The sequence below is a fragment of the Shewanella morhuae genome, from assembly GCF_003028295.1.
Lineage (GTDB): Bacteria > Pseudomonadota > Gammaproteobacteria > Enterobacterales > Shewanellaceae > Shewanella > Shewanella morhuae.
Map to the genome: position 1 here is coordinate 2,641,121 of NZ_PYSG01000002.1, position 21,074 is coordinate 2,662,194.

At 43.4% G+C, this 21,074-nt stretch carries 19 protein-coding genes; 9 read left to right on the forward strand and 10 right to left on the reverse strand.

From position 1 onward, the window contains the following. Window positions 1–4: 4 nt before the first annotated feature. Window positions 5–535 carry a hypothetical protein gene (locus C9I43_RS12065; protein ID WP_107883607.1) on the reverse strand — a complete coding sequence of 177 codons (531 nt, stop codon included), beginning with the start codon at window positions 533–535 and terminating at the stop codon, window positions 5–7. Next, the gene (locus tag C9I43_RS12070) at window positions 528–1,277 is read right to left on the reverse strand and encodes a winged helix-turn-helix domain-containing protein (protein ID WP_107883608.1); all 750 of its coding nucleotides are present in this window, start codon (window positions 1,275–1,277) and stop codon (window positions 528–530) included. The genes C9I43_RS12065 and C9I43_RS12070 overlap by 8 nt, the downstream gene beginning before the upstream one ends. Before the next feature lie 431 nt (window positions 1,278–1,708). On the opposite strand from C9I43_RS12070, the gene C9I43_RS12075 reads away from it, so the two are divergent. Beyond that, window positions 1,709–2,530 (forward strand): cytochrome c3 family protein, encoded by an 822-nt coding sequence (locus C9I43_RS12075; RefSeq protein ID WP_076497561.1) that lies wholly within the window; start codon window positions 1,709–1,711, stop codon window positions 2,528–2,530. A gap of 10 nt (window positions 2,531–2,540) precedes the next feature. Continuing rightward, window positions 2,541–3,068 carry a hypothetical protein gene (locus tag C9I43_RS12080; RefSeq protein WP_107883610.1) on the forward strand — a complete coding sequence of 176 codons (528 nt, stop codon included), beginning with the start codon at window positions 2,541–2,543 and terminating at the stop codon, window positions 3,066–3,068. 66 nt (window positions 3,069–3,134) lie between these two features. Here C9I43_RS12080 and nhaD read toward each other — a convergent pair whose 3' ends face one another. From nhaD to tkt, 6 genes are all read right to left on the reverse strand, one after another. Next, window positions 3,135–4,607 (reverse strand): sodium:proton antiporter NhaD, encoded by a 1,473-nt coding sequence (nhaD, locus tag C9I43_RS12085; protein ID WP_107883611.1) that lies wholly within the window; start codon window positions 4,605–4,607, stop codon window positions 3,135–3,137. Window positions 4,608–4,846: 239 nt separating this feature from the next. After that, window positions 4,847–5,584 (reverse strand): DUF481 domain-containing protein, encoded by a 738-nt coding sequence (locus tag C9I43_RS12090; RefSeq protein ID WP_107883612.1) that lies wholly within the window; start codon window positions 5,582–5,584, stop codon window positions 4,847–4,849. Window positions 5,585–5,789: 205 nt separating this feature from the next. Beyond that, a complete protein-coding gene (fba, locus tag C9I43_RS12095) occupies window positions 5,790–6,857 on the reverse strand; it encodes a class II fructose-bisphosphate aldolase (RefSeq protein ID WP_076497569.1) in 1,068 nt (355 codons plus the stop codon). A 195-nt stretch (window positions 6,858–7,052) separates the two neighbouring features. Further along, a complete protein-coding gene (locus tag C9I43_RS12100; RefSeq protein WP_076497571.1) occupies window positions 7,053–8,228 on the reverse strand; it encodes a phosphoglycerate kinase in 1,176 nt (391 codons plus the stop codon). A 137-nt stretch (window positions 8,229–8,365) separates the two neighbouring features. Beyond that, window positions 8,366–9,382, reverse strand: a complete 1,017-nt coding sequence (epd, locus tag C9I43_RS12105; RefSeq protein WP_076497574.1) for an erythrose-4-phosphate dehydrogenase — start codon at window positions 9,380–9,382, stop codon at window positions 8,366–8,368. A 116-nt stretch (window positions 9,383–9,498) separates the two neighbouring features. Further along, window positions 9,499–11,493 carry a transketolase gene (gene tkt / locus C9I43_RS12110; RefSeq protein ID WP_107883613.1) on the reverse strand — a complete coding sequence of 665 codons (1,995 nt, stop codon included), beginning with the start codon at window positions 11,491–11,493 and terminating at the stop codon, window positions 9,499–9,501. A gap of 487 nt (window positions 11,494–11,980) precedes the next feature. On the opposite strand from tkt, the gene metK reads away from it, so the two are divergent. The 7 genes from metK to tsaA all read left to right on the forward strand — a co-directional run bounded on the left by metK (window position 11,981) and on the right by tsaA (window position 19,766). Beyond that, window positions 11,981–13,132 carry a methionine adenosyltransferase gene (metK, locus tag C9I43_RS12115; protein WP_076497580.1) on the forward strand — a complete coding sequence of 384 codons (1,152 nt, stop codon included), beginning with the start codon at window positions 11,981–11,983 and terminating at the stop codon, window positions 13,130–13,132. Between the two features lie 351 nt (window positions 13,133–13,483). Further along, on the forward strand, window positions 13,484–14,515 hold the full coding sequence (locus tag C9I43_RS12120) for an ABC transporter substrate-binding protein (RefSeq protein ID WP_107883614.1): 1,032 nt from the start codon (window positions 13,484–13,486) through the stop codon (window positions 14,513–14,515). Then, window positions 14,512–15,501 carry a FecCD family ABC transporter permease gene (locus C9I43_RS12125; RefSeq protein WP_258191904.1) on the forward strand — a complete coding sequence of 330 codons (990 nt, stop codon included), beginning with the start codon at window positions 14,512–14,514 and terminating at the stop codon, window positions 15,499–15,501. The genes C9I43_RS12120 and C9I43_RS12125 overlap by 4 nt, the downstream gene beginning before the upstream one ends. Further along, window positions 15,498–16,253: an ABC transporter ATP-binding protein gene (locus C9I43_RS12130; RefSeq protein ID WP_107883615.1), complete on the forward strand. Its 756-nt coding sequence runs from the start codon at window positions 15,498–15,500 to the stop codon at window positions 16,251–16,253. The genes C9I43_RS12125 and C9I43_RS12130 overlap by 4 nt, the downstream gene beginning before the upstream one ends. 21 nt (window positions 16,254–16,274) lie before the next feature. After that, window positions 16,275–17,087: a class I SAM-dependent methyltransferase gene (locus C9I43_RS12135; protein ID WP_107883616.1), complete on the forward strand. Its 813-nt coding sequence runs from the start codon at window positions 16,275–16,277 to the stop codon at window positions 17,085–17,087. A 108-nt stretch (window positions 17,088–17,195) separates the two neighbouring features. Further along, window positions 17,196–19,190: a TonB-dependent receptor plug domain-containing protein gene (locus tag C9I43_RS12140; protein WP_107883617.1), complete on the forward strand. Its 1,995-nt coding sequence runs from the start codon at window positions 17,196–17,198 to the stop codon at window positions 19,188–19,190. Between the two features lie 96 nt (window positions 19,191–19,286). Then, window positions 19,287–19,766, forward strand: coding sequence for a tRNA (N6-threonylcarbamoyladenosine(37)-N6)-methyltransferase TrmO (tsaA, locus tag C9I43_RS12145; protein ID WP_076497596.1), 480 nt, complete (start codon window positions 19,287–19,289; stop codon window positions 19,764–19,766). 247 nt (window positions 19,767–20,013) lie between these two features. Here tsaA and C9I43_RS12150 read toward each other — a convergent pair whose 3' ends face one another. Both C9I43_RS12150 and C9I43_RS12155 read right to left on the reverse strand, forming a co-directional pair. Beyond that, entirely contained in the window at window positions 20,014–20,367 is a 354-nt protein-coding gene (locus C9I43_RS12150) for a hypothetical protein (protein ID WP_107883618.1), read from the reverse strand. 92 nt (window positions 20,368–20,459) lie between these two features. Beyond that, window positions 20,460–21,002 carry a GNAT family N-acetyltransferase gene (locus C9I43_RS12155; protein ID WP_107883619.1) on the reverse strand — a complete coding sequence of 181 codons (543 nt, stop codon included), beginning with the start codon at window positions 21,000–21,002 and terminating at the stop codon, window positions 20,460–20,462. Window positions 21,003–21,074 lie beyond the last annotated feature (72 nt).

Consider the following 21,074-nt stretch of genomic DNA (forward strand, 5'->3'; position numbering starts at 1 on the left):
CTGATTAAATTCGACTATTTACGATTCGGCAACCACAAACCGTATTACTCGGTTGGAATAAAACCACCGCGTAATCTTTAGTGTCATCCATATCAAGCACTTCGATACTCAGATTGTGTATCCCAGACGCATTGAAATGTAAGCTACTGATGTATGAAAGATATTTCATATGCTCAGGCCAGTCTTTATGTTTTTCAAGTTCAGACTCTGTTTTCGTCTGCACTGCTATCTGATAGGTCATACTATTGGCTTCTATTTTCTCCACTTTACCTTGCATCGAAATCGTGCCCGCACTCGTGCCATCGAAATTAAAGTAACGATAATTAACCTGCGCATTATTAGCGGCAATTAATACATCAACGAGCAAATAGTATTTACCGTCAACATTACCATGAGAATGGCGGTCGAATAATTCAGAGCTGCAATTTAAAATCAGTGTCCGATTGGTCATTAACTGCCAATAAATCACGCTACAAGCCGTAATCAATGCCGTTAAAATAACGAGATTAATCGTCCACTTTAGCCATCTAGCCACAGATATCAACCTCCCGCAGCCATGTGGCATCAATAAATTCCTTTGGCTGCGTAAAATCGCTGATCTTAATATTACGGATCACAGACTGACCTAACTTCTCACCACGCAAGGTTACATTAAGCACTTGTTTATCATGGGATAACGAAGCATAAACATCCTTCCAATCACTTTGGCCGCAGGCCGTTAATCCAGCACTTAAACGCTCGCCTAATTTAAAGAGTAAGAGGTTATTGGTATTAGAATTAGCATAGAGATGTAATCGGACATTCTCACCAGAAGCCAATGAGATCTCGGAGCTCATCAACGCTTGGGTCGGTTTACTATGATCAATCTGATATAGATAAAAAAATGACACTGCTAACATAGCGCCAAACAACACCAATACACTCCATAACGGGATTGTCTGTAGTCTTAGATAATTGACATACTTACGTTTATTACCATTTAATGGTTGTAGCAAATAACCTTGGCCTTTGACGGTTTCAATTAAGCCTTCATGCCGTGTACCGAGAAAGGATCGCAGCATAAACACGGCTCTGGCCACCGAAGTATCCGTTAGCGGTGGATGCTGCCCCTCCCCTATCTTAAGCATATATTTAGAAACTAATTGACCTTGGTGTTCAACCAGTAAAGAGAGCACTTGTAATTCAGCCCGAGGAAGATGCCAACATTCATCACGAGACAATTCAGTTAATGTACCTCGTTCTCGATCAAACCTGCAGTCTCCCAATTGCATAATCATTCGCTCAACTCCATAAAAACATAGAATTAAGTCTAGATAAAATAGCGGATGATTAATGTGATCTTGTTAACCCAAGACAGCAAATAGTTACGTTTCGTGAATCAAGCCCCAAGCTCAAGGCTAATCCACCAAAGCCAGCTTTAGCTCACAAAAATAAATCTTCCTTGGCACTGGTGTAATTACGCATAAATTTACATAAATATTACAAATAACGAGGTATGAGTCACTTACCAATCTACTTAACGCATAACAATATAGGATTTCAATCTGCAAAACCCATGTAATTGCACGTTTTTTTCGCATCCTTAAAAGGTCCATATCCTCTGGCCTAAATCACATCATTTATCGCCTGCGTGTTTAACATTCAAACCATAGAGATTTATTTTTGCCACCTAATAAATAAAAGTAATTCTACACAGAGGATATAGATGATGAGTATCAATAGACGCCAAGCCTTAAGCCGCATTATCGGTATTAGCACCGTTGCCGCGGGTGCAACACTGATGGGAACTTCAGTTCTCGCTGCCACTAATGAAGAAGGACAATACTATTTAGCATTAGGAGAGAAACTGAAATACGCCCCCATTGACCCGATGGCAACGGCAAAGCTCGCCTATGAAACCGGCGGGGGATGTATGCACCAAGTGTTTCATGCTGTTATTACCATGCTGGCTCAATCAAGCAGTGTCGATGCCGCTAAATTTAAAACTATCCCAACCGCACTGGCAGCTTATGGTTTTGCTGGTGTCGCAGGTCAAGGCACGCTTTGCGGCAACCTCAATGCAATTGGTATGTTAGTCAATATCTTAGATGACATTAACGGTCAAAATAATGCTGTAATTGGTAACACCTTCCGCTACTACGAAAATACAACACTGCCATTAGCTTCAGCCGAATTTGTCGCTGGCATAGGTTCCACTGCAGAAAAAACGGCGCTTGTTGTCAGCTCATCAAAGGCAAAAAGCGTGTTATGTCATTCATCAATTAGTAACTGGTCAAAGGCCTCTGGTCTGCCATTTGCCAAAAAAGGTGAACGTTGCTACCGCCTATCTGCGTCGATGGCTTATTACTTAGTTGATGTATTAAACCGTGCTTACCAAGGTGAAAATATTGGCGGACTGGTTGGCAGTAAACCGACACCGGATGCACAGGATTGCCAAACCTGCCATGGCAGTTCAAGCACCCTAGGTTCTGCTGCGAGTGTTAAAACAGATATGGAATGCACCACTTGCCATACAGGGCACTTCAATTAAGGGGGCTGCAATGAAATACCCATTACTCGCAGTAACCTTAAGCATATTGTTGCTTAGCGGATGTGGCAGTGACGATAATACATCAGAGGAAGTCATCCCTCCGGTGCCACCATCACCACCAGCGGTTAATAGTGTGAATATCGATGAGGCGATGCAAATCAACCTCGCTCTCAACCAGTTTGACCAAAAGACAGGCACGATTCAATTTTCATTAACGGATGCGCAACAAGCGGCCATTACTGCGGTAAAAGCCTATGATATTTACTATTTTGGCTTTCCCGATAGCAATAAAGCTTCTTCAAACCCTAAAGCATGGAAGCGCTGGCATACCACGCAAAGTTATCGTTGCCAAAATACAACGGAATGCGGCGGTAAGTTAACAGAAATACAGACGGGGCAATATCAATTTGAAATACCCGCTTTAGATTGGCAGCAACAGGATCCCAGCCATGCTGTTGCTCAAATCAAAGTTGCGATTCAGATTTATGGCGCTAAGGCGAATAACGAACTGAGCTTAATTGAAGCGCCATCAATCTAATTGTTACTGCTCAATTTAAGTAAAAAGGCATCCACTGGATGCCTTTTTTGTTATTGATAGTAAACGTTAAAACATGGATGAGTTCATCCACAGATGTACCAGAATACTCGCCGCATAACCTAGGGCAATCACAGGTGTCCAACGTAAATGCGCACCAAAGGTATAAATGCCGCGAGCTTGTCCCATCAAAGCGACACCTGCGGCACTGCCAATCGACAGCAAGCTGCCGCCAACACCAGCTGTCAGCGTGACTAATAACCACTGCCCTAACGGCATATCGGGATTCATGGTTAATACCGCAAACATCACCGGGATATTATCAACCACAGATGAAAGCAGCCCCACAGCTACGTTGGCATAAGTAACATCCCAATGGGAATACATTGCCTCGGAGACTAAGCTCAAATACCCCATAAAACCGAGGCCACCCACACATAACACCACACCATAAAAGAACAATAAGGTGTCCCACTCAGCGCGAGAAATTCGACTGAACACATCAAATGGCACCACACTGCCAAGTTGCTGTAGACGCAATGTATCTTGAATTAACTCAGCTTTAGCTCGATCGCGGGCAAGAGATTTATTGAACGTTTTACGCAGGTAAAAACCAAAGAATTGTAAAAAACCTAATCCTGTCATCATGCCTAATACTGGCGGCATACCTAAAAAAGAATGAGCGCAAACGGCGGTCGCAATAGTGAGTAAAAATAGTGCTACGATGCGTTTTGCTCCAGGCTTAGTGTAAACCTGCTCCTTTGCTTTTTCTGGTACAAAATGAGGAATAAACAGACTCATAATGGCCGCTGGCAGCACAAAGTTGACTACGGCTGGAATAAATAGATGGAAAAAGTCGTTAAAATGTACCAGTCCTTTTTGCCACACCATTAAGGTTGTAATGTCACCAAATGGACTAAACGCACCACCCGCATTAGCTGCTACCACAATATTGATACAGGCGAGAGTTATAAACTTACGCTGACCCGCACCCACTTTCATCACCACGGCACACATCAATAAGGCGGTGGTCAGGTTATCGGCGACAGGCGAAATAAAAAATGCCATAAACCCGGTTAGCCAAAACACGGTTCTCAAACTAAAACCACGACCCACCAGCCAACCGCGGATAGCATCAAATAGATTGCGCTCTTCCATCGCATTGATATAAGTCATCGCCACCAGTAAAAAAAGCAATAATTCAGCGTATTCGAGTAGGTTATGTTTAAATGCCGCTTCAGATAATTCCGACATACCATTTTGCACATACACAAAACCTATCATCCCCCAAATGATCCCCGCCGCGACCAATACCGGTTTCGATTTACGTAGGTGTAATGTTTCTTCGGCCATAACCAATACATAAGCGAGCACAAATATACATACTGCAATATAACCCACACTTGCACTGGTTAAATTAAGCCGTTCAACGTTTTCAGCCATTGCCCATGTCGCAGGTGAAAACAAGCTTGTCAGTATCGCCATACCGAATAAGCTCAGGAATGCTGTCCCACTATTTTTACATGCTCGTTGTAATTTCATCAAAGTTGATCTCTACCAAGATAATTAGTTAGAAAATTACCACAGCTATGCCAGCGTAAATGTTGATAAAACGCATACTTCTTATATTACTAGGCCGCTAGAGGGAGTTTAATAGATTAATTTTTGTATATATATCGTAGACGCTAATGCACGATTAACTAAATTACATTCGATTTAATCTAAAAATAATCCATAAAAAAAGCACCTTTAAGGTGCTTTTCTAAAACGGTTGCGTACTATTAGAAAGAATATAACAAGGTCATATTCGTTTCAGTATCAGTACCTTTTTTATCGTCTAATGGCTCGCTGTTATAACGCACGATAACGGCAAACTTCATCGCCAATGCACCAATAATATTCGCAGTTAACGAGGTCTCAGAGCGGGCATCGAGTTTATCGCCATAATCAGCCACAAAACGTTGTTGGAATTTAGAGGTGTCGGTAATTTCGGTTTCGAAGTTAATCACGCCGTGAGCCACCACACTATCATTCGTATCATAACCTTCGATAAGTGCTTGCTCATTATCCAGACGTTGATAGATATAACCAGGGCCGACTTCAACATCTAAAAAGGTTCTAGTGGTATCGTAAAGCCGATGACCATAACCGGTAGCACCAGAAACCGTGTACTCATAGCCCGTAAACGGGTCGACTTCGTAGTTAGCATTGGCAAACAAGTAACTACGGTCAGTCATCTTATAGTTGCCTTGAGCACCGACAAAATAACGCTTAGCCGTGACGGTCTCCGAATCCTCTTTGTATAAGCCTTCGAGTAAGTATTGGTTTTCCCAATCACCTAGCTCATGTTTAAGATTTAAACGCCCCTTAAATGATGAGGTTTCGGTATTACCAGTAGTTAACGTAGCACCTAACTCGGCTTCGCCAGCGAATGTTCTATCGCCTTTAACAAAATCTGCGCCGGCAGTTGCCATAAAAGGTGTCGTCAGTAATATTGCGGTTGTCAGTACTTTCTTCATCTTTATTCGTTCCTATTCTGTAAATCCAATCCCTATAAATATCTGTTTAGTCCTACATAACTAGATAAACACATATTAATAAGGGTTAGTATTTCCCACTGAAAATCTGCGCAATATTAGCATTGACGATTAAAAAATGAAAATTGCATCTATTTAAAGCATAAAAAAACCCGCCATAGGCGGGTTTCTACTACAACAATAACGCTTACATATTGATCTTTGGATCTAACGCACCAGACTGGTACGCTTTATACATTGCTTGTAAAGACAATGGCTTAATCTTAGATGCTTGACCCGCACAACCAAAAGCTTCATAGCGGATAGTACAGATATCGGCCATTGCTTCCATTGATGCCTTAAGGAATTTACGTGGATCAAATTCACTTGGGTTTTCAGCTAAAAACTTACGAACCGCACCGGTTGAGGCTAAGCGTAAGTCAGTATCGATATTCACCTTACGCACACCGTGCTTAATGCCTTCAACGATTTCTTCTAATGGCACACCGTAGGTTTCTGGGATCTGACCGCCATATTGATTGATGATTTTCAACCACTCTTGCGGCACTGAAGATGAACCGTGCATTACTAAGTGAGTGTTAGGAATACGTGCGTGGATTTCTTTAATGCGATCGATGCGCAGCACCTCACCCGTAGGTTTACGGCTGAACTTGTAAGCGCCATGGCTAGTACCAATAGCAATCGCTAATGCATCAACATGGGTATCTGCCACAAAACGCGCGGCTTCATCAGGAGTCGTTAGCATTTGATCCATGCTTAGCGTGCCTACTGCACCAATGCCATCTTCTTCGCCTGCTTGGCCTGTTTCTAGGCTACCTAAACAACCGATTTCACCTTCTACCGACACACCACAGGCATGGGCGAAAGCTACTGTGCGGCGGGTAACATCGACGTTGTACTCATAAGAGGCGGGCGTTTTACCGTCAGCCATTAAAGAGCCGTCCATCATCACTGATGACATACCCAATTGAATAGAACGCTGACAGATGTCAGGATCGGTACCGTGGTCTTGGTGAATACACACAGGAATATCTGGATACTGCTCAAGGGCTGCTGCCATCAAATATTTAAGGAACTGTGGGCGGGCATATTTACGCGCACCCGCTGAGGCTTGCACAATCACAGGGCTATTTGTTGCTTCAGCAGATTGCATGATGGCACGCATCTGCTCTAAGTTATTAACGTTGAACGCAGGCACACCGTATCCATGTTCTGCTGCGTGATCAAGTAGTTGTCGTAGGGAAATTAACGCCATTTTGTAACTCCAATAATAGGGTGATATCTATCACCGAGGTCGCTATCGTTTGGATGGATTTTTATGCCCATACTCAGCTAATCACTTAACTAAATACGGGCGGTTTTTTTATAATTATGTTACTTTTTTATGAAAGCTTTAATGTTATCAAAGCTTATCGCGGCATCTTACGTGCCGCGTTCTTAAATCTATATCTTATGCGCCGCGCTTTTCTAACATCGCCACTGCGGGTAATTCTTTACCTTCAAGAAACTCAAGGAAAGCGCCGCCGCCAGTAGAGATGTAAGATATTTTATCGGCAATGCCGTACTTATCAACTGCCGCTAACGTGTCACCACCGCCTGCAATAGAGAAAGCTTTTGAATCGGCAATGGCCTGTGCAATACGGCGAGTACCCTCTCCAAATTGGTCAAATTCGAACACGCCAACGGGGCCATTCCATACGATAGTGCCCGCTGATTCAATGATTTTAGCCAGCGCTTCAGCGCTATCGGGACCTATATCAAAAATCATTTCACTGTCGCTAACATCACCCACTGCTTTCAACGTCGCAGCTGCAGTTGGACTAAATTCGTTTGCCACCACCACATCCGTCGGCACAGGAATATCAGCGCCACGACTCTTAGCATTGGCAACTAAACGCTTAGCTTCATCAAGTAAATCCACTTCATAAAGTGATTTACCTACGTTATAACCTGCCGCTGCGATGAAAGTATTTGCAATACCGCCGCCAACCACTAACTGATCAACAATGCCAGATAAGCTCTCTAATACAGTGAGTTTAGTCGACACTTTTGAGCCGCCAACGATAGCCACCATAGGACGCGCTGGATTATCTAACGCTTTGCCTAAGGCATCTAATTCTTGTGCTAATAATGGGCCAGCACAGGCGATTGGAGCAAACATGCCAACACCGTGGGTCGATGCTTGCGCGCGATGCGCTGTACCAAAGGCATCCATTACATAGACATCACACAATGCTGCCATTTTTTGCGACAGCGCTTCGTTGTTTTTGCCTTCGCCCACGTTAAAGCGCACGTTTTCGAACACCACCACTTCGCCAACAGCAACATCGACGCCGTCTAAATAATCTGTCGCTAAACGCACTTTACAAGGCAGAGCTTTTGCCAAGTAATCAACCACTGGTTGCAGTGAATATTCGGCATTGTATTCACCTTCAGTCGGGCGACCTAAATGCGACATCACCATTACGGCGGCGCCTTTAGCAAGGGCTAACTCGATAGTCGGTAAAGAGGCGCGCAGACGTGCATCACTGGTGACGACGCCATTGCTAACGGGCACATTGAGATCTTCGCGAATAAGCACACGCTTACCTTGTAGATCTAAATCTGACATATTGATAATTGCCATGGTAACGCTTCCTTTTATAATCAAAAAACAAACTGGTTTCACACATGGCCGGTATCAATTTACTGCCGCTAGGCACTCGACATCCCGTCGAATTGGCATATAACTGAATGACCCACCGGTGAATAATCTACTTTTTATCAGCCTCGTTTGGCTGCAATCATCGCCAAACTGGTATCTAACATACGGTTGGCAAAACCCCACTCGTTATCACACCAAAGCAGAAGCTTTACTAACTGGCCAGCGCTGACACGGGTTTGAGTGCCATCAACAATACTGGAGCGCGGATCATGGTTAAAATCACATGAAACTAAGGGCTCGTCAGTATAGCCTAAAATACCGTTAAATCGCCCGTTGGCTGCGGACTCCAACACCTGATTAACCGTGGCTATATCAACAATTTTATCAAGGGTTACAGACAAGTCGATCGCGGTCACGTTAATGGTAGGCACACGCACCGAAATAGCCTCAAACTTATCTTTCATGTGCGGCAAAATACGCTCAATACCACGTGCAAGTTTAGTGTCTACAGGAATAATAGATTGGCTCGCTGCGCGGGTGCGACGTAAATCATCGTGGTAAGCATCAATCACTTGCTGATCATTCATCGCGGAATGGATCGTGGTAATCGCGCCACTTTTAACGCCAAAATGATAATCGAGTACATCGATCACCGGCACAATACAGTTAGTCGTGCAAGAAGCGTTAGAGATGACGGTATGTTCTGCGCAGAGTAAATCGTGGTTAACGCCATACACAATCGTGGCGTCAACATCGGCAGAGGATGGATGGCTAATCAGTACTTGTTTAGCGCCAGCATGAATATGGGCTTCACAGCTTTTACGGTCGAGTAATACACCGGTGGCCTCGTAGACTATGTCTATATCCATTTCATGCCAAGGGAGTTTTGTGGGATCGGGCTCGTGCAGAATTTTAATCGCATCATCGCCAATTAACATGTGATCGTCTGCGAGCTTCACTTTGTGGGCAAACCGACCATGGGTAGTGTCGTACTGGGTCAAATGAATAATGGCTTCAGGTTTAGCGAGTTCATTAATCGCGACAATCTGCATTTGCTGCCGCTTCCCTGACTCATACAAAGCACGAAGAATAGAGCGACCGATACGGCCATAACCATTGATAGCAACTCGGATCATTGAGGTCTCTATTTCCTCTAAATACAAAAACGGCCTGCAAAACATTGCAAGCCGTATTATACAGATTAACGCTTAAAAAGTTTAACCTTTTGTATTGAATCTAATCTCTTAAGCCATTAGCCCAGTGATTTTGCAGCATTCAGCACATTTTCAACAGTGAAACCAAAGTGATTAAGTAACACGTTACCTGGTGCTGACTCACCAAAAGTGGTCATACCTACAACTTTGCCTTCAAAACCAATGTACTTATACCAGAAGTCACTATGCGCAGCTTCAATCGCTACACGTTTAGTTACTGCTCGTGGCAATACAGATTCTTTATAAGCGGCATCTTGCTTATCAAACTCAGTAGTTGATGGCATAGAAACCACACGAACGTGTTTACCTTGTTCGGTTAATGCCGCAGCGGCATCCATTGCTAGTTGTACTTCGCTACCCGTTGCAATCAAGATAAATTCTGGCGTACCAGCACAGTCTTGCAATACGTAACCACCTTTAGCCACATTAGCTAACTGTTCGCTAGTACGCGCTTGAGCTTTAAGGTTTTGGCGGCTAAAGATAAGCGATGTTGGAGCATTGCGACGTTGAATAGCCGCTTTCCAAGAAACCGCTGTTTCTGCCGCGTCACATGGGCGCCATACGGCCATATTTGGCGTCATACGCAAGTTAGCTAATTGCTCAACGGGCTGATGCGTTGGACCATCTTCACCTTGACCGATAGAGTCATGGGTATAAACGAAAATGTTTTGAATCCCCATCAGCGCTGACATACGGACTGCGTTGCGGGCATATTCCATGAACATCATGAACGTTGCGCCGTAGTTGATGAAACCACCGTGCAGCGATGCACCATTCATAATGCCGCTCATGCCAAATTCGCGCACACCGTAGTAGATGTAGTTACCAGCTGGATCGTCCTGAATACCTTTAGAACCTGACCATAGTGTCAAGTTAGAACCCGCTAAGTCAGCAGAGCCGCCTAACAGTTCAGGCAACATAGCACCGAAAGCACCGATGGCATTTTGTGAGGCTTTACGACTTGCAATACCTTCAGCTTTGTCCTGTGATGCTTGAACAAATGCTTGCGCTTTTTCTTCAAAATCAGCAGGTAACTCACCTTTTAGTACACGGCGATCGTATTCAGCAGCCAGTTCTGGATAGGCAGTAGCGTAAGCCGCAAACTTTTCATTCCAAGCTGCTTCACGGGCAGCACCCGCAGCTTTAGCATCCCAACCTGCATAAACCTCGCTTGGGATTTCAAATGGGGCATATGGCCAGCCAAGAAACTCACGGGCTGCGGCAATTTCTGCATCGCCTAATGGTGCGCCGTGGCAATCGTGGCTGCCAGATTTGTTAGGTGAACCAAAACCAATAATGGTTTTGCAGCAAATCATTGTTGGTTTATCGGTAACCGCTTTAGCCGCTTCGATTGCCGCGCGGATAGCATCACTATCGTGACCGTCAACACCTGCAATAACATGCCAGCCGTAAGCTTCAAAACGCTTTGGCGTATCATCGGTGAACCAGCCTTCAACATGGCCATCGATAGAAATACCGTTGTCATCCCAAAATGCAACCAGTTTGCCTAAGCCTAACGTACCGGCTAATGAACAGGCTTCGTGGGAAATACCTTCCATTAAACAGCCGTCGCCAAGGAAACAGTAAGTGTAGTGATCGACAATATCGTGACCGTCACGGTTAAACTGTGCCGCTAAGGTTTTTTCAGCAATCGCCATACCGACAGCATTGCTGATGCCCGCACCGAGTGGACCCGTTGTAGTTTCAACACCTGGGGTGTAACCGTATTCTGGATGACCCGGTGTTTTTGAATGCAGTTGGCGGAACTGTTTCAGTTCTTCAATCGGTAACTCATAACCACTCAGGTGTAGTAAAGAGTAGATCAGCATTGAACCGTGACCATTAGAAAGAACGAAACGGTCTCTATCTACCCATTTAGGATTGGTCGGGTTGTGCTTAAGGAAATCATTCCACAGCACTTCAGCAATATCTGCCATACCCATTGGGGCGCCGGGATGGCCTGAATTAGCTTTTTGAACTGCATCCATACTTAACGCACGGATTGCGTTTGCGAGTACTTTACGGGAAGACATGCTCTCTCCTGCTTGTTTGTGAGGTCTAGCGGGCAATTTGGATGGATATTTTCCCCTACATCCGAAGAGGACGCAAACGAAAATGCACTAAAGCACTTAAGTTTAACCGATCCAAAGCACTCCAATTTACGTATATTGATCGTTAAACACGCTAAATACCCAGTATTAATAGCACTAGCATGTAAATTAGCATGGCTTATTTGTCACTGATACCTAACAACATTATGGATAAAATGGCCTAAGCTAGAGAGAGTTCGCATACGGTTTCAGATTAATTTAAAAATGAAAAGATGAATTTAAATGAATTAAATTCATCAACTTATATCATAAACCAAGCGATGATATTATCTTCACATTTGGGGTACACCTCACTTTATACGCAAATATTTTGCTTAGGGGGTGTCATCAAAGTGAAATTCCACTAAAATAGCCGTCTAGATGTAGATGCTTCTACACGTTTGAATGCTAACGACGAGATTTTCCTACTATGGCAAAGCACTTGTTTACTTCTGAGTCGGTCTCAGAAGGTCATCCCGATAAAATTGCAGATCAGATTTCTGATGCTGTGCTAGATGCAATTCTGGCTCAAGATCCAAAAGCACGCGTGGCGTGTGAAACTTATGTCAAAACTGGCATGGTATTAGTGGGCGGCGAAGTCACCACTTCTGCTTGGGTTGATATCGAAGAAATCACCCGCAGAACCGTGCGAGAAATTGGTTATACCAATTCAGATATGGGCTTTGATGCAGACTCATGCGCAGTATTAAACGCCATTGGTAAGCAATCACCCGATATTAATCAAGGTGTAGATCGTGCCGATCCTGCTGAGCAAGGTGCTGGCGATCAAGGGTTAATGTTTGGTTATGCCAACAACGAAACCGATGTATTAATGCCAGCGCCTATTACTTATGCCCATGCATTAGTAAAGCGCCAGTCTGAAGTACGTAAAAGCGGCACCCTGCCTTGGCTGCGTCCAGATGCGAAAAGCCAAGTCACTTTTGCCTATGATGATGGCAAAATTGTCGGCATCGATGCTGTCGTGTTATCGACTCAGCACAGAGATGACGTTTCACAAGCCGACTTAATTGAAGGCGTGATGGAAACCATCATCAAACCAGTTCTGCCTGCTCAATGGTTAAATAAAGATACTAAATTCTTTATCAACCCAACTGGTCGCTTTGTTATTGGTGGCCCTGTAGGTGATTGTGGCTTAACCGGTCGTAAGATCATCGTTGATACCTACGGCGGCATGGCCCGTCACGGTGGCGGCGCATTCTCAGGTAAAGATCCATCAAAAGTGGATCGTAGTGCAGCCTATGCCGCCCGTTATGTGGCTAAAAATATCGTTGCAGCGGGTCTTGCTGATCGCTGTGAAATCCAAGTGTCTTACGCGATTGGTGTGGCAGAGCCTACCTCTATCAGCATCGAAACCTTCGGTACAGGTAAAGTGTCTGAAGAACTGCTGATCAAGTTAGTGCGTCAACACTTTGAACTACGTCCATACGGCTTAACGGCGATGTTAGATTTAGCTCGCCCAATTTACCAAGCAACTGCCGCTTATGGCCACTTTGGTCGTAACGAGTTCCCTTGGGAAGCGACCGATAAAGCAGAAGCACTGCGCGCTGACGCGGGTTTATAATTTAAATCGTTTACGATTTAAGCTGCTATGATTACAAAACATAAAAACCGCTACCCAGCGGTTTTTTTACATCCTAAATTTAACTTAACCGATTAAATAAACCTGCTAACTCAATCTGCAACAAGCAGATTTAACTGAACTACATGCAAATGCACGGAAAAACGGCGCGCTAATAAAAATCCAGTGCATAAAAATTACTAAGCAACAAATCTTAAGACTCACAAAAATCATACAACTTAGAGCTAAATCACATTTCTATCAGCGTAAATTGCAACACCTTGACATCATTTTAATGTTTCCATACCCTTCGCTATATACATAACTATATATCGAATATTGTGGCATTATTTCATGGATACAAAGAAGCGTTTATTATTAAAAGCGTTAGCTTCTTGCGGCCTTTTAACTGCAGTACCCTCAACACTATGGGCGATGAATCAATCATTAGTCTTCCCATTTGGTAAGCTCCCTGCGGCTAACAAAATCCAACGCGTACTCAGTGCTGGCGCTCCTGCTGATATATTACTGTTAGCCCTAGTACCCGAAAAACTACTTGGATTTTCAGCCTTTGAAATCCCACGAAATAACCCATGGTTCTCACAAAGCATACAGACACTACCTAAACTAGGCCGATTATCGGGCCGTGCTAGCACCTTGTCGATTGAACAGTTACTCGCACTCAAACCAGATATTATTATCGACAGCGGCAGTGTTACTGACACTTTTCGCTCTCAGGCGGAGCGTATTACCGCACTCACGGGGATCCCCTATCTTTTAGTTAGCGGTAAATTGTCTGACTCAGCCGAACAAATCAGGCAAGTAGCTGATGTTCTTGGCGTGGTAGCAAGGGCTGAACCCTTAGCTAATATGGCTGAAAAAATACTAACTGATGCCCGCATCTTTTCATCAACTCAAAGAAAACCTCTGCGGTTCTATGCCGCCAGAGGCGCAAAAGGATTAGAAACCGGTTTAGCGGGGTCATTACATACCGAGGCAGCCGAACTACTTGGATTAGAAAATGTAGCAAAACAAGCTGGGCGCCATGGCCTTGGACAAGTATCAATGGAGCAATTACTGCTATGGCAACCGGATGTAGTTTTAACACAGGATGAATCCACATATCAGCACATTTTAACCAACAGCCAATGGCAAGGTATTAACGCTGTGCAGCAACAGCAGGTTTTACACTACCCTCGTTTTCCGTTTGGTTGGTTAGATGCACCACCGGGCATTAATCGTTTATTAGGTTTGCGAAGATTACATGCCCATTTCGATCCTAAAATACAGGCAGGGTTACAGGCAGATACACAAGCCTTCTTCGAGCTATTTTTCCATAGCACGCTCAGTGATGAGTCATACCAACAATTAGTGAAACAGCCATGATGATGTCAAAAACCATCGGGGTTGTGAGCTTACTACTCTTAATGAGTATGTTTTTAGCGCTCACAGCAGGCAAATATCCCCTCTCATTAGGGCAAATTAACGAACTGATTTTTTCTTCCCATTTATCCAGCGATCCTCGCCTTTCAATTGTATTTTGGCAAATTCGTCTGCCTAGAATGTTGGCCGCCATATTGGTGGGTGCCAGCCTTTCTGCCGCAGGTACGGCCTATCAAGGTATGTTCCGTAACCCGTTAGTTTCACCGGATATTTTAGGCGTTTCTGCCGGAGCGGGTTTAGGAGCAAGCGCGGCAATTTTGCTTGGATTACCTATGTTATTCATTCAGGCTTTTGCCTTTACAGGGGGCATTACAGTAGTCGTGTTGGTGTGTGTCATTGCCAAATTTACGCGCCGACAAGATCCGGTGTTATCACTCGTATTGATTGGGATCGCCATCGGCACTTTATGCGGTGCCGGGATTTCACTAATAAAAGTGTTTGCAGACCCTTATATTGAGCTTCCTTCGATTACGTTTTGGCTACTTGGTGGCCTAAACTCAATTACCTTAGATGATATTGCTATCGCTATGCCATTAATCCTCATAGGATTATTGCCATTATTTCTACTACGTTGGCGCATGAACCTTTTAAGCCTTCCCGATGACGAAGCCAAAGCAATTGGCGTTAATGTCACCCGCTTACGGATTATCTTTATCATTAGTGCGACCTTAATCACCGCCTGCACTGTGTCCATTGCCGGTATTATTGGTTGGGTTGGATTAGTGGTTCCTCATATCTGCCGCACATTAATCGGTGCGAATAACCAACAATTATTGCCATTGTCGATGGCGGTCGGTGCCATTTTATTATTATTTACCGACACCATTGCCCGCAGCGTCGGTACTGTAGAATTGCCCTTAGGTATTATTACCGCACTGATTGGCGCGCCATTTTTCCTTATTTTACTGATGAGGAGAGAGCGGCTGTGACTATCGTCAATTTCAATCATGCCGATATCGGTTATAACCGACATCCCGTCCTCCGCGATGTTTCTTTTACCGTAAAAACGGGAGAAGTGTGCTGTCTTTTGGGGACGAATGGTTGCGGCAAAACCACCATTATACGTAGCCTATTAGGAATTTTGCCGCTCAAGGGTGGCTGTATTCAACTACACGATAAAGCCCTCCATTTATGGAACACCACCGAGCTGGCACAAACCGTGGCCTATGTACCGCAGGCACATGATGGTCCTTTTGCATTTAGTGTGCTTGATATGGTGATGATGGGTCGCTGCGCGCATCTAAAATTATTTTCCCAGCCTGGCGTCAAAGACCGCGCTTTGGCAATGGAGTTGTTGCTAATGCTTGATATCGCCCATCTCGCTAAACGGCAATATCCTTCACTCAGTGGCGGTGAGCGCCAGTTGGTTTTAATCGCCAGAGCACTGATCCAACAACCCACACTACTTATCATGGACGAGCCAGCAGCTAGCCTCGATTTTGGTCATCAAATTACCTTACTCGAAAGGATCCGCACGCTTAAAAAAGAGGGCATGACAGTATTAATGTCAACGCACCATCCTATGCATGCTAAGGCCGTAGCAGACAAGGTAGTACTAGTGGCAAAAGATCAACCAATACAACAAGGTTCGATTAACGACATGCTTAGCGCAAAGCGTCTCACCACACTTTATGGTGTCCAAGAAAGCGATATTAGAAACCACTTGGGCCTCGATATTTAAAGATAAACATGAGGAAAAACAATGTTATTAGATGAGCTGGATTTCGCTGGATTATACCAACAGCAAATGCAATTAGCGGGGCGAACCACTAAAAAACCAGAGCATTGGGACAAGCGCGCAGAAGCCATGGCAAACGATTGTGCTCCTGCTAATGACGGTTACTTGACCCAACTATTAGCAAAAATTGATTTGCGCGGCGCCTCAACTTTATTCGATATGGGTTGTGGTCCCGGTTCAGTCTGTTTGAACATAGCCGAAAACCTAACTCATGTTTATGGCGTAGATTACAGCCAAGGCATGTTAGATGTCACACATCGTCGGGCAAACGCAATGGGACTGAATAATGTCAGCCTACTGAATAAATCATGGGAAGATGATTGGCAGGATATTCCACAATGTGATATCGCCGTTGCATCACGCTCCACCTTAGTGTCCGACTTACGTGCGGCGCTCATTAAGCTTAACGATAAAGCTAAACTCAGGGTTTATACCACACATACGGTATCCACCTCTTTTGTGGATGTTGAAATACAAGCTGCAATCGGGCGAAAAGTAATTGAACTACCTAATTACATTTTTGCCGTCAACATTTTATATCAAATGGGGATTAACCCACAGGTTGATTATATTAAATCAAATAATTGTTTAGATAAAAATAACAATTTCGAGCAGTTTTCTAAAACAATTGATTGGTCATTAGGCGGACTCACAGATGAAGAGAATAATCGCTTATTTGATTACTATCAACATAAAAGCCGCATCGGAGAAGCACTAATATCCCCATCTAGAGATTGGGCATTAGTGTATTGGGATAAAGTGGCATTAAGTAAATAAGTAGCAAGCTACTGCAACTTTAATAAAGACCAAAATTGAATATCAATAAAATAGCAGTCATCAGGCGCTGCTATTTCACTTAACTACATCTATAAGAAAGAGATTACTATGCAATATAAAAAAATCTATCTTCCATTATTAATTGCAATGGGAATTTCACACCCTCTAATAGCTAATGAAATAGCACAAAATCAATTAGCAGATAATAATCCAGAAAGAATAACGATATGGGGGAGCGCCGTTGCTGATACCAGTGCGCGCATTGACCAAAAGACGATAGAGAAATTAGGTAAAAATAATGTCGCTAATGCCTTAAGCACGATTCCCGGTGTTTCACTCCAAAAATCGGGGAGTCGCAACGAATTACAAGTACGAGTGCGTGGTTTTGACAATCGCCAAGTCCCGGTGTTTTACGATGGCATTCCGATTTATATCCCCTACGATGGTAATCTAGACTTAGGCCGATTTTTAACCTCTAACCTCGATTCGATTGAGGTATCAAAAGGATATACCTCACTCCTACAGGGGCCTAACCAAATGGGCGGCTCAATTAATTTAACCACCCATAAACCCACAGAAACGTTAGAAGCCAGCGCAGGCTACCGCCAAGGGTTTACCCGTAATAAAACTAACGCCTACGATGCTAATGCCTCATTAAGTATGAGTAATGATTTAGGCTATCTACAGTTTTCCGGTAGCCAATTAAAACAAGATTACTTAGGCTTACCTTACGGCACAGATAATGATATTGCTGGCTCAGATGGGGAGTTAATCAACTCTGCAGCAGATGATAAACGTGGCATAGTAAAACTGGGGTTTACCCCTAATGCTGACGATGAGTATGTTTTTACTTATATTAATCAAAACAGTGAAAAAAATAATCCACCCTATGCAGGTACTAGCCCACAAAAGTCACGGTATTGGCAGTGGCCTGAATATGATAAAGAAAGTTATTACTATCAAGGGACGACTAAATTAGGCGATATTTTTACGCTTAAAAGCCGCGTTTACCATGATAATTTTGTTAATACCCTAATGATGTATAACTCATTAAAAGATTTAAATAATAAAAATGGCTCTTATAGTCATTATGATGATTATAGTAATGGTGCAGGATTACAATTAGCCGCAGAAGTCCGCCAGCAAGACCAACTCGCTTTCGCAATTCATTGGAAAGAAGATATCCATAGGGAAAAAGACGATCCTATTGGCGATTATGATCGCTTTAAAGATCGCACTATTTCTGCATCCACAGAATACCAATGGGCTGTCGATGAAAAGCTTAATATTGTGGCGGGCATCAGTTACGATAAACGCACTAGCTTACAAGCAATGCAATTTGAAAATAACGGTAGCATTACTGAATACGACGATAATGACCAAAATGCTTTTAACTGGCAAGCAATGGCGAAATATCAAATTCGTCAGCAGGATTATCTATCGGTATCATTTTCTGATCGCAGCCGCTTCCCTACACTAAAAGAACGCTATACGACCTCTAAGCCTTCTACGGGTCAAGTGGCAATCGTTAATCCACACTTAGATGCAGAGCGCGCTCGTAGTATTGATATTACCTATAATGGTTTATTCAACGATGATTGGAGCTATGAAGCCAGTATTTATTATAATCGTGTGGATGATGCAATTCAGGCGGTAAATATTGATGCCAATACATTACAAAATCGAAATATAGGCCAAGTTGATTATTCGGGAGTCGATATAGGCCTCAAGGGTCGTATCAACAGTATTGCTGAAATGGGACTGAGCTATAGCTATACAAATAGTGATGTAAAAAGTGGTCAAATAGGCGAAATTACTGGCTTACCAACCCAAATGGCGAATGCGTGGATTACGGTTACACCATGGGAGCCTATCGGCATTACACTTGCAGAAGAAGCGCGTTCTTCCAATTATAGTAATAGCGATGCTTCTCAAGTTGCTGCCGGGTTTGTAATAACCAATATCCGAGTTGACTATACTGCATCAGAAAATGTAAAACTCAATGCCTCAGTCAATAACCTTTTTGACCATAGTTATGAGTATTCAGAAGGATTTATCGAACAAGGTCTCAATTACTGGTTAGGTGTTGAGGTTAAAATATAACGAGACAATCTGTTTTCAAGCACAAAGCCGCCCTCCAGCATGGCGGCTTTATCGTTTTAAATTAACCTTAATGGGTTAATCATAGGATAGTTAATCATGATCAATTTCTCTGCAATAGGCTTTGTTGAAAGCGAATATAACGACATAGCGAATATGCCAATTCAAGGATGTAAAGTGGCAAATAATCAGGGAGTATTAGTGATCGATGCTGAATTTACTGAAGGATTAGCCGATTTACACGAATTTTCACATTTATATGTGCTCTTTCACTTACACCGCTGTAATGATTACACCTTAAAGGTAAAGCCTTTTTTAGATAATCAATTACGCGGTATTTTTGCAACCCGCTCCCCGAAACGCCCCAATCCTATTGGGCTATCAATTGTTGAAATTGAACGCATCGAAGGCAATCGTATTTATGTAAAAGGGATCGATATATTAAACCAGACTCCAATTATCGATATCAAACCCTATATTCAAGCTTTCGATAATATCACCCCGACCCGCGATGGTTGGTATGAGCATGGACAAGATCCCTTAACCACGCTATCCGATAACCGTTTCGTTGGAAAATAACGCTGTTTTAGAGCTAAAGTTTGCCGGCCAATTTGATGGCGTGTATTGGATAATTAATACACATTTTATGGCTGAGATGACTAATGCTAGCAGTAGATTTTAGATACCTATAAAAGCTCTAATACAATAATACGGCTATACATTAGCCGTTATGCTTAGCATCATTTAAGCGGTAATCAACAGCATGACTTGCGGTGTCATCACAAAACAGCTCGTAATTAGCACTGTTTTTAGCCTAGCAAAACGCTTAAATACAATGGTCGAAATGGGCGTTTTGCATACAAAGTAGACCAATCTGCTCTTGAGATAACATCGCGCACTCTAAGGTTTTTTGAGTGTTTGCGCGGATAACATCTTCATCCGTTAATATTGTCATTGCCGCCGAATACGCATTAGTTCGGCCGCAATCGAGCCATATATGGCCTATTTGTACCCAATAGTGCGGCTGTTGCCCTGAGCATGAGGCAAACTCGACTTCCAATCCCCTCGCCTCATGCCCATGCTGAGCACACTCAGATAAGATAATTCTCAAATTATCCCAAGCCGCTAAATTAACCCTCGCATAAGCCGTTAATAATGCTTCAACAAATTGTGTACTCATGTACGACTCCCATCATTCACTGTCGCATTGGCTGCCATTAATACTAAATCTTGCATATATAAGCCTGAGCCAGTGCAAAGTAATTAGCGTGATTACAGCTGTGTTTTTGCCGCCATTAAATAATAATCTCGTGCGGCTACGGTAAAAAAGTCCACCACCTGCATTTGGCCTTTCCCTGAATGGGCGGCAAAAGAGCGCTCATTATCTTCAGCAATAAAGGTCAACATATAACTAAAATGCGGGGCAACTTGGCGGCGAATTTCATTAACTAACGCCGCAAAAACACCTTGCCCTCTGTAGGCTTGTTGCACCCAAATCGGCCCATATTGGCAAGAGTTAGTTTTGGTTAATTTAGGCCCATCCCAATCAAGTTGGGGTAAACGATTGAGTAAAGTGCGGTACATGGGCCAATGCTCAAAAAAGCCCCAGCGACCAGCAATAACATAACCCACAATTTGCTGCTCAACCTGTGCCACCACAACCCAATGCTTGTTTACTAGCTCAGTTAACTCACGATGGGAAAACGCTTGGCCTTGCAGCCCCATCGCGGCAGATGCTAACTCGTCATTGAGGTGTTTTTTCTCTAGCATCGCTAATAAATCAATGTCTTGGGGTAAGGCTAATCTAATCTTCACAGCATTCTCGCAGTATCATTTTGGGAGCACTTATCGTGGTAAGTATACAAGTTTAAAAATAGAGCCACAGCT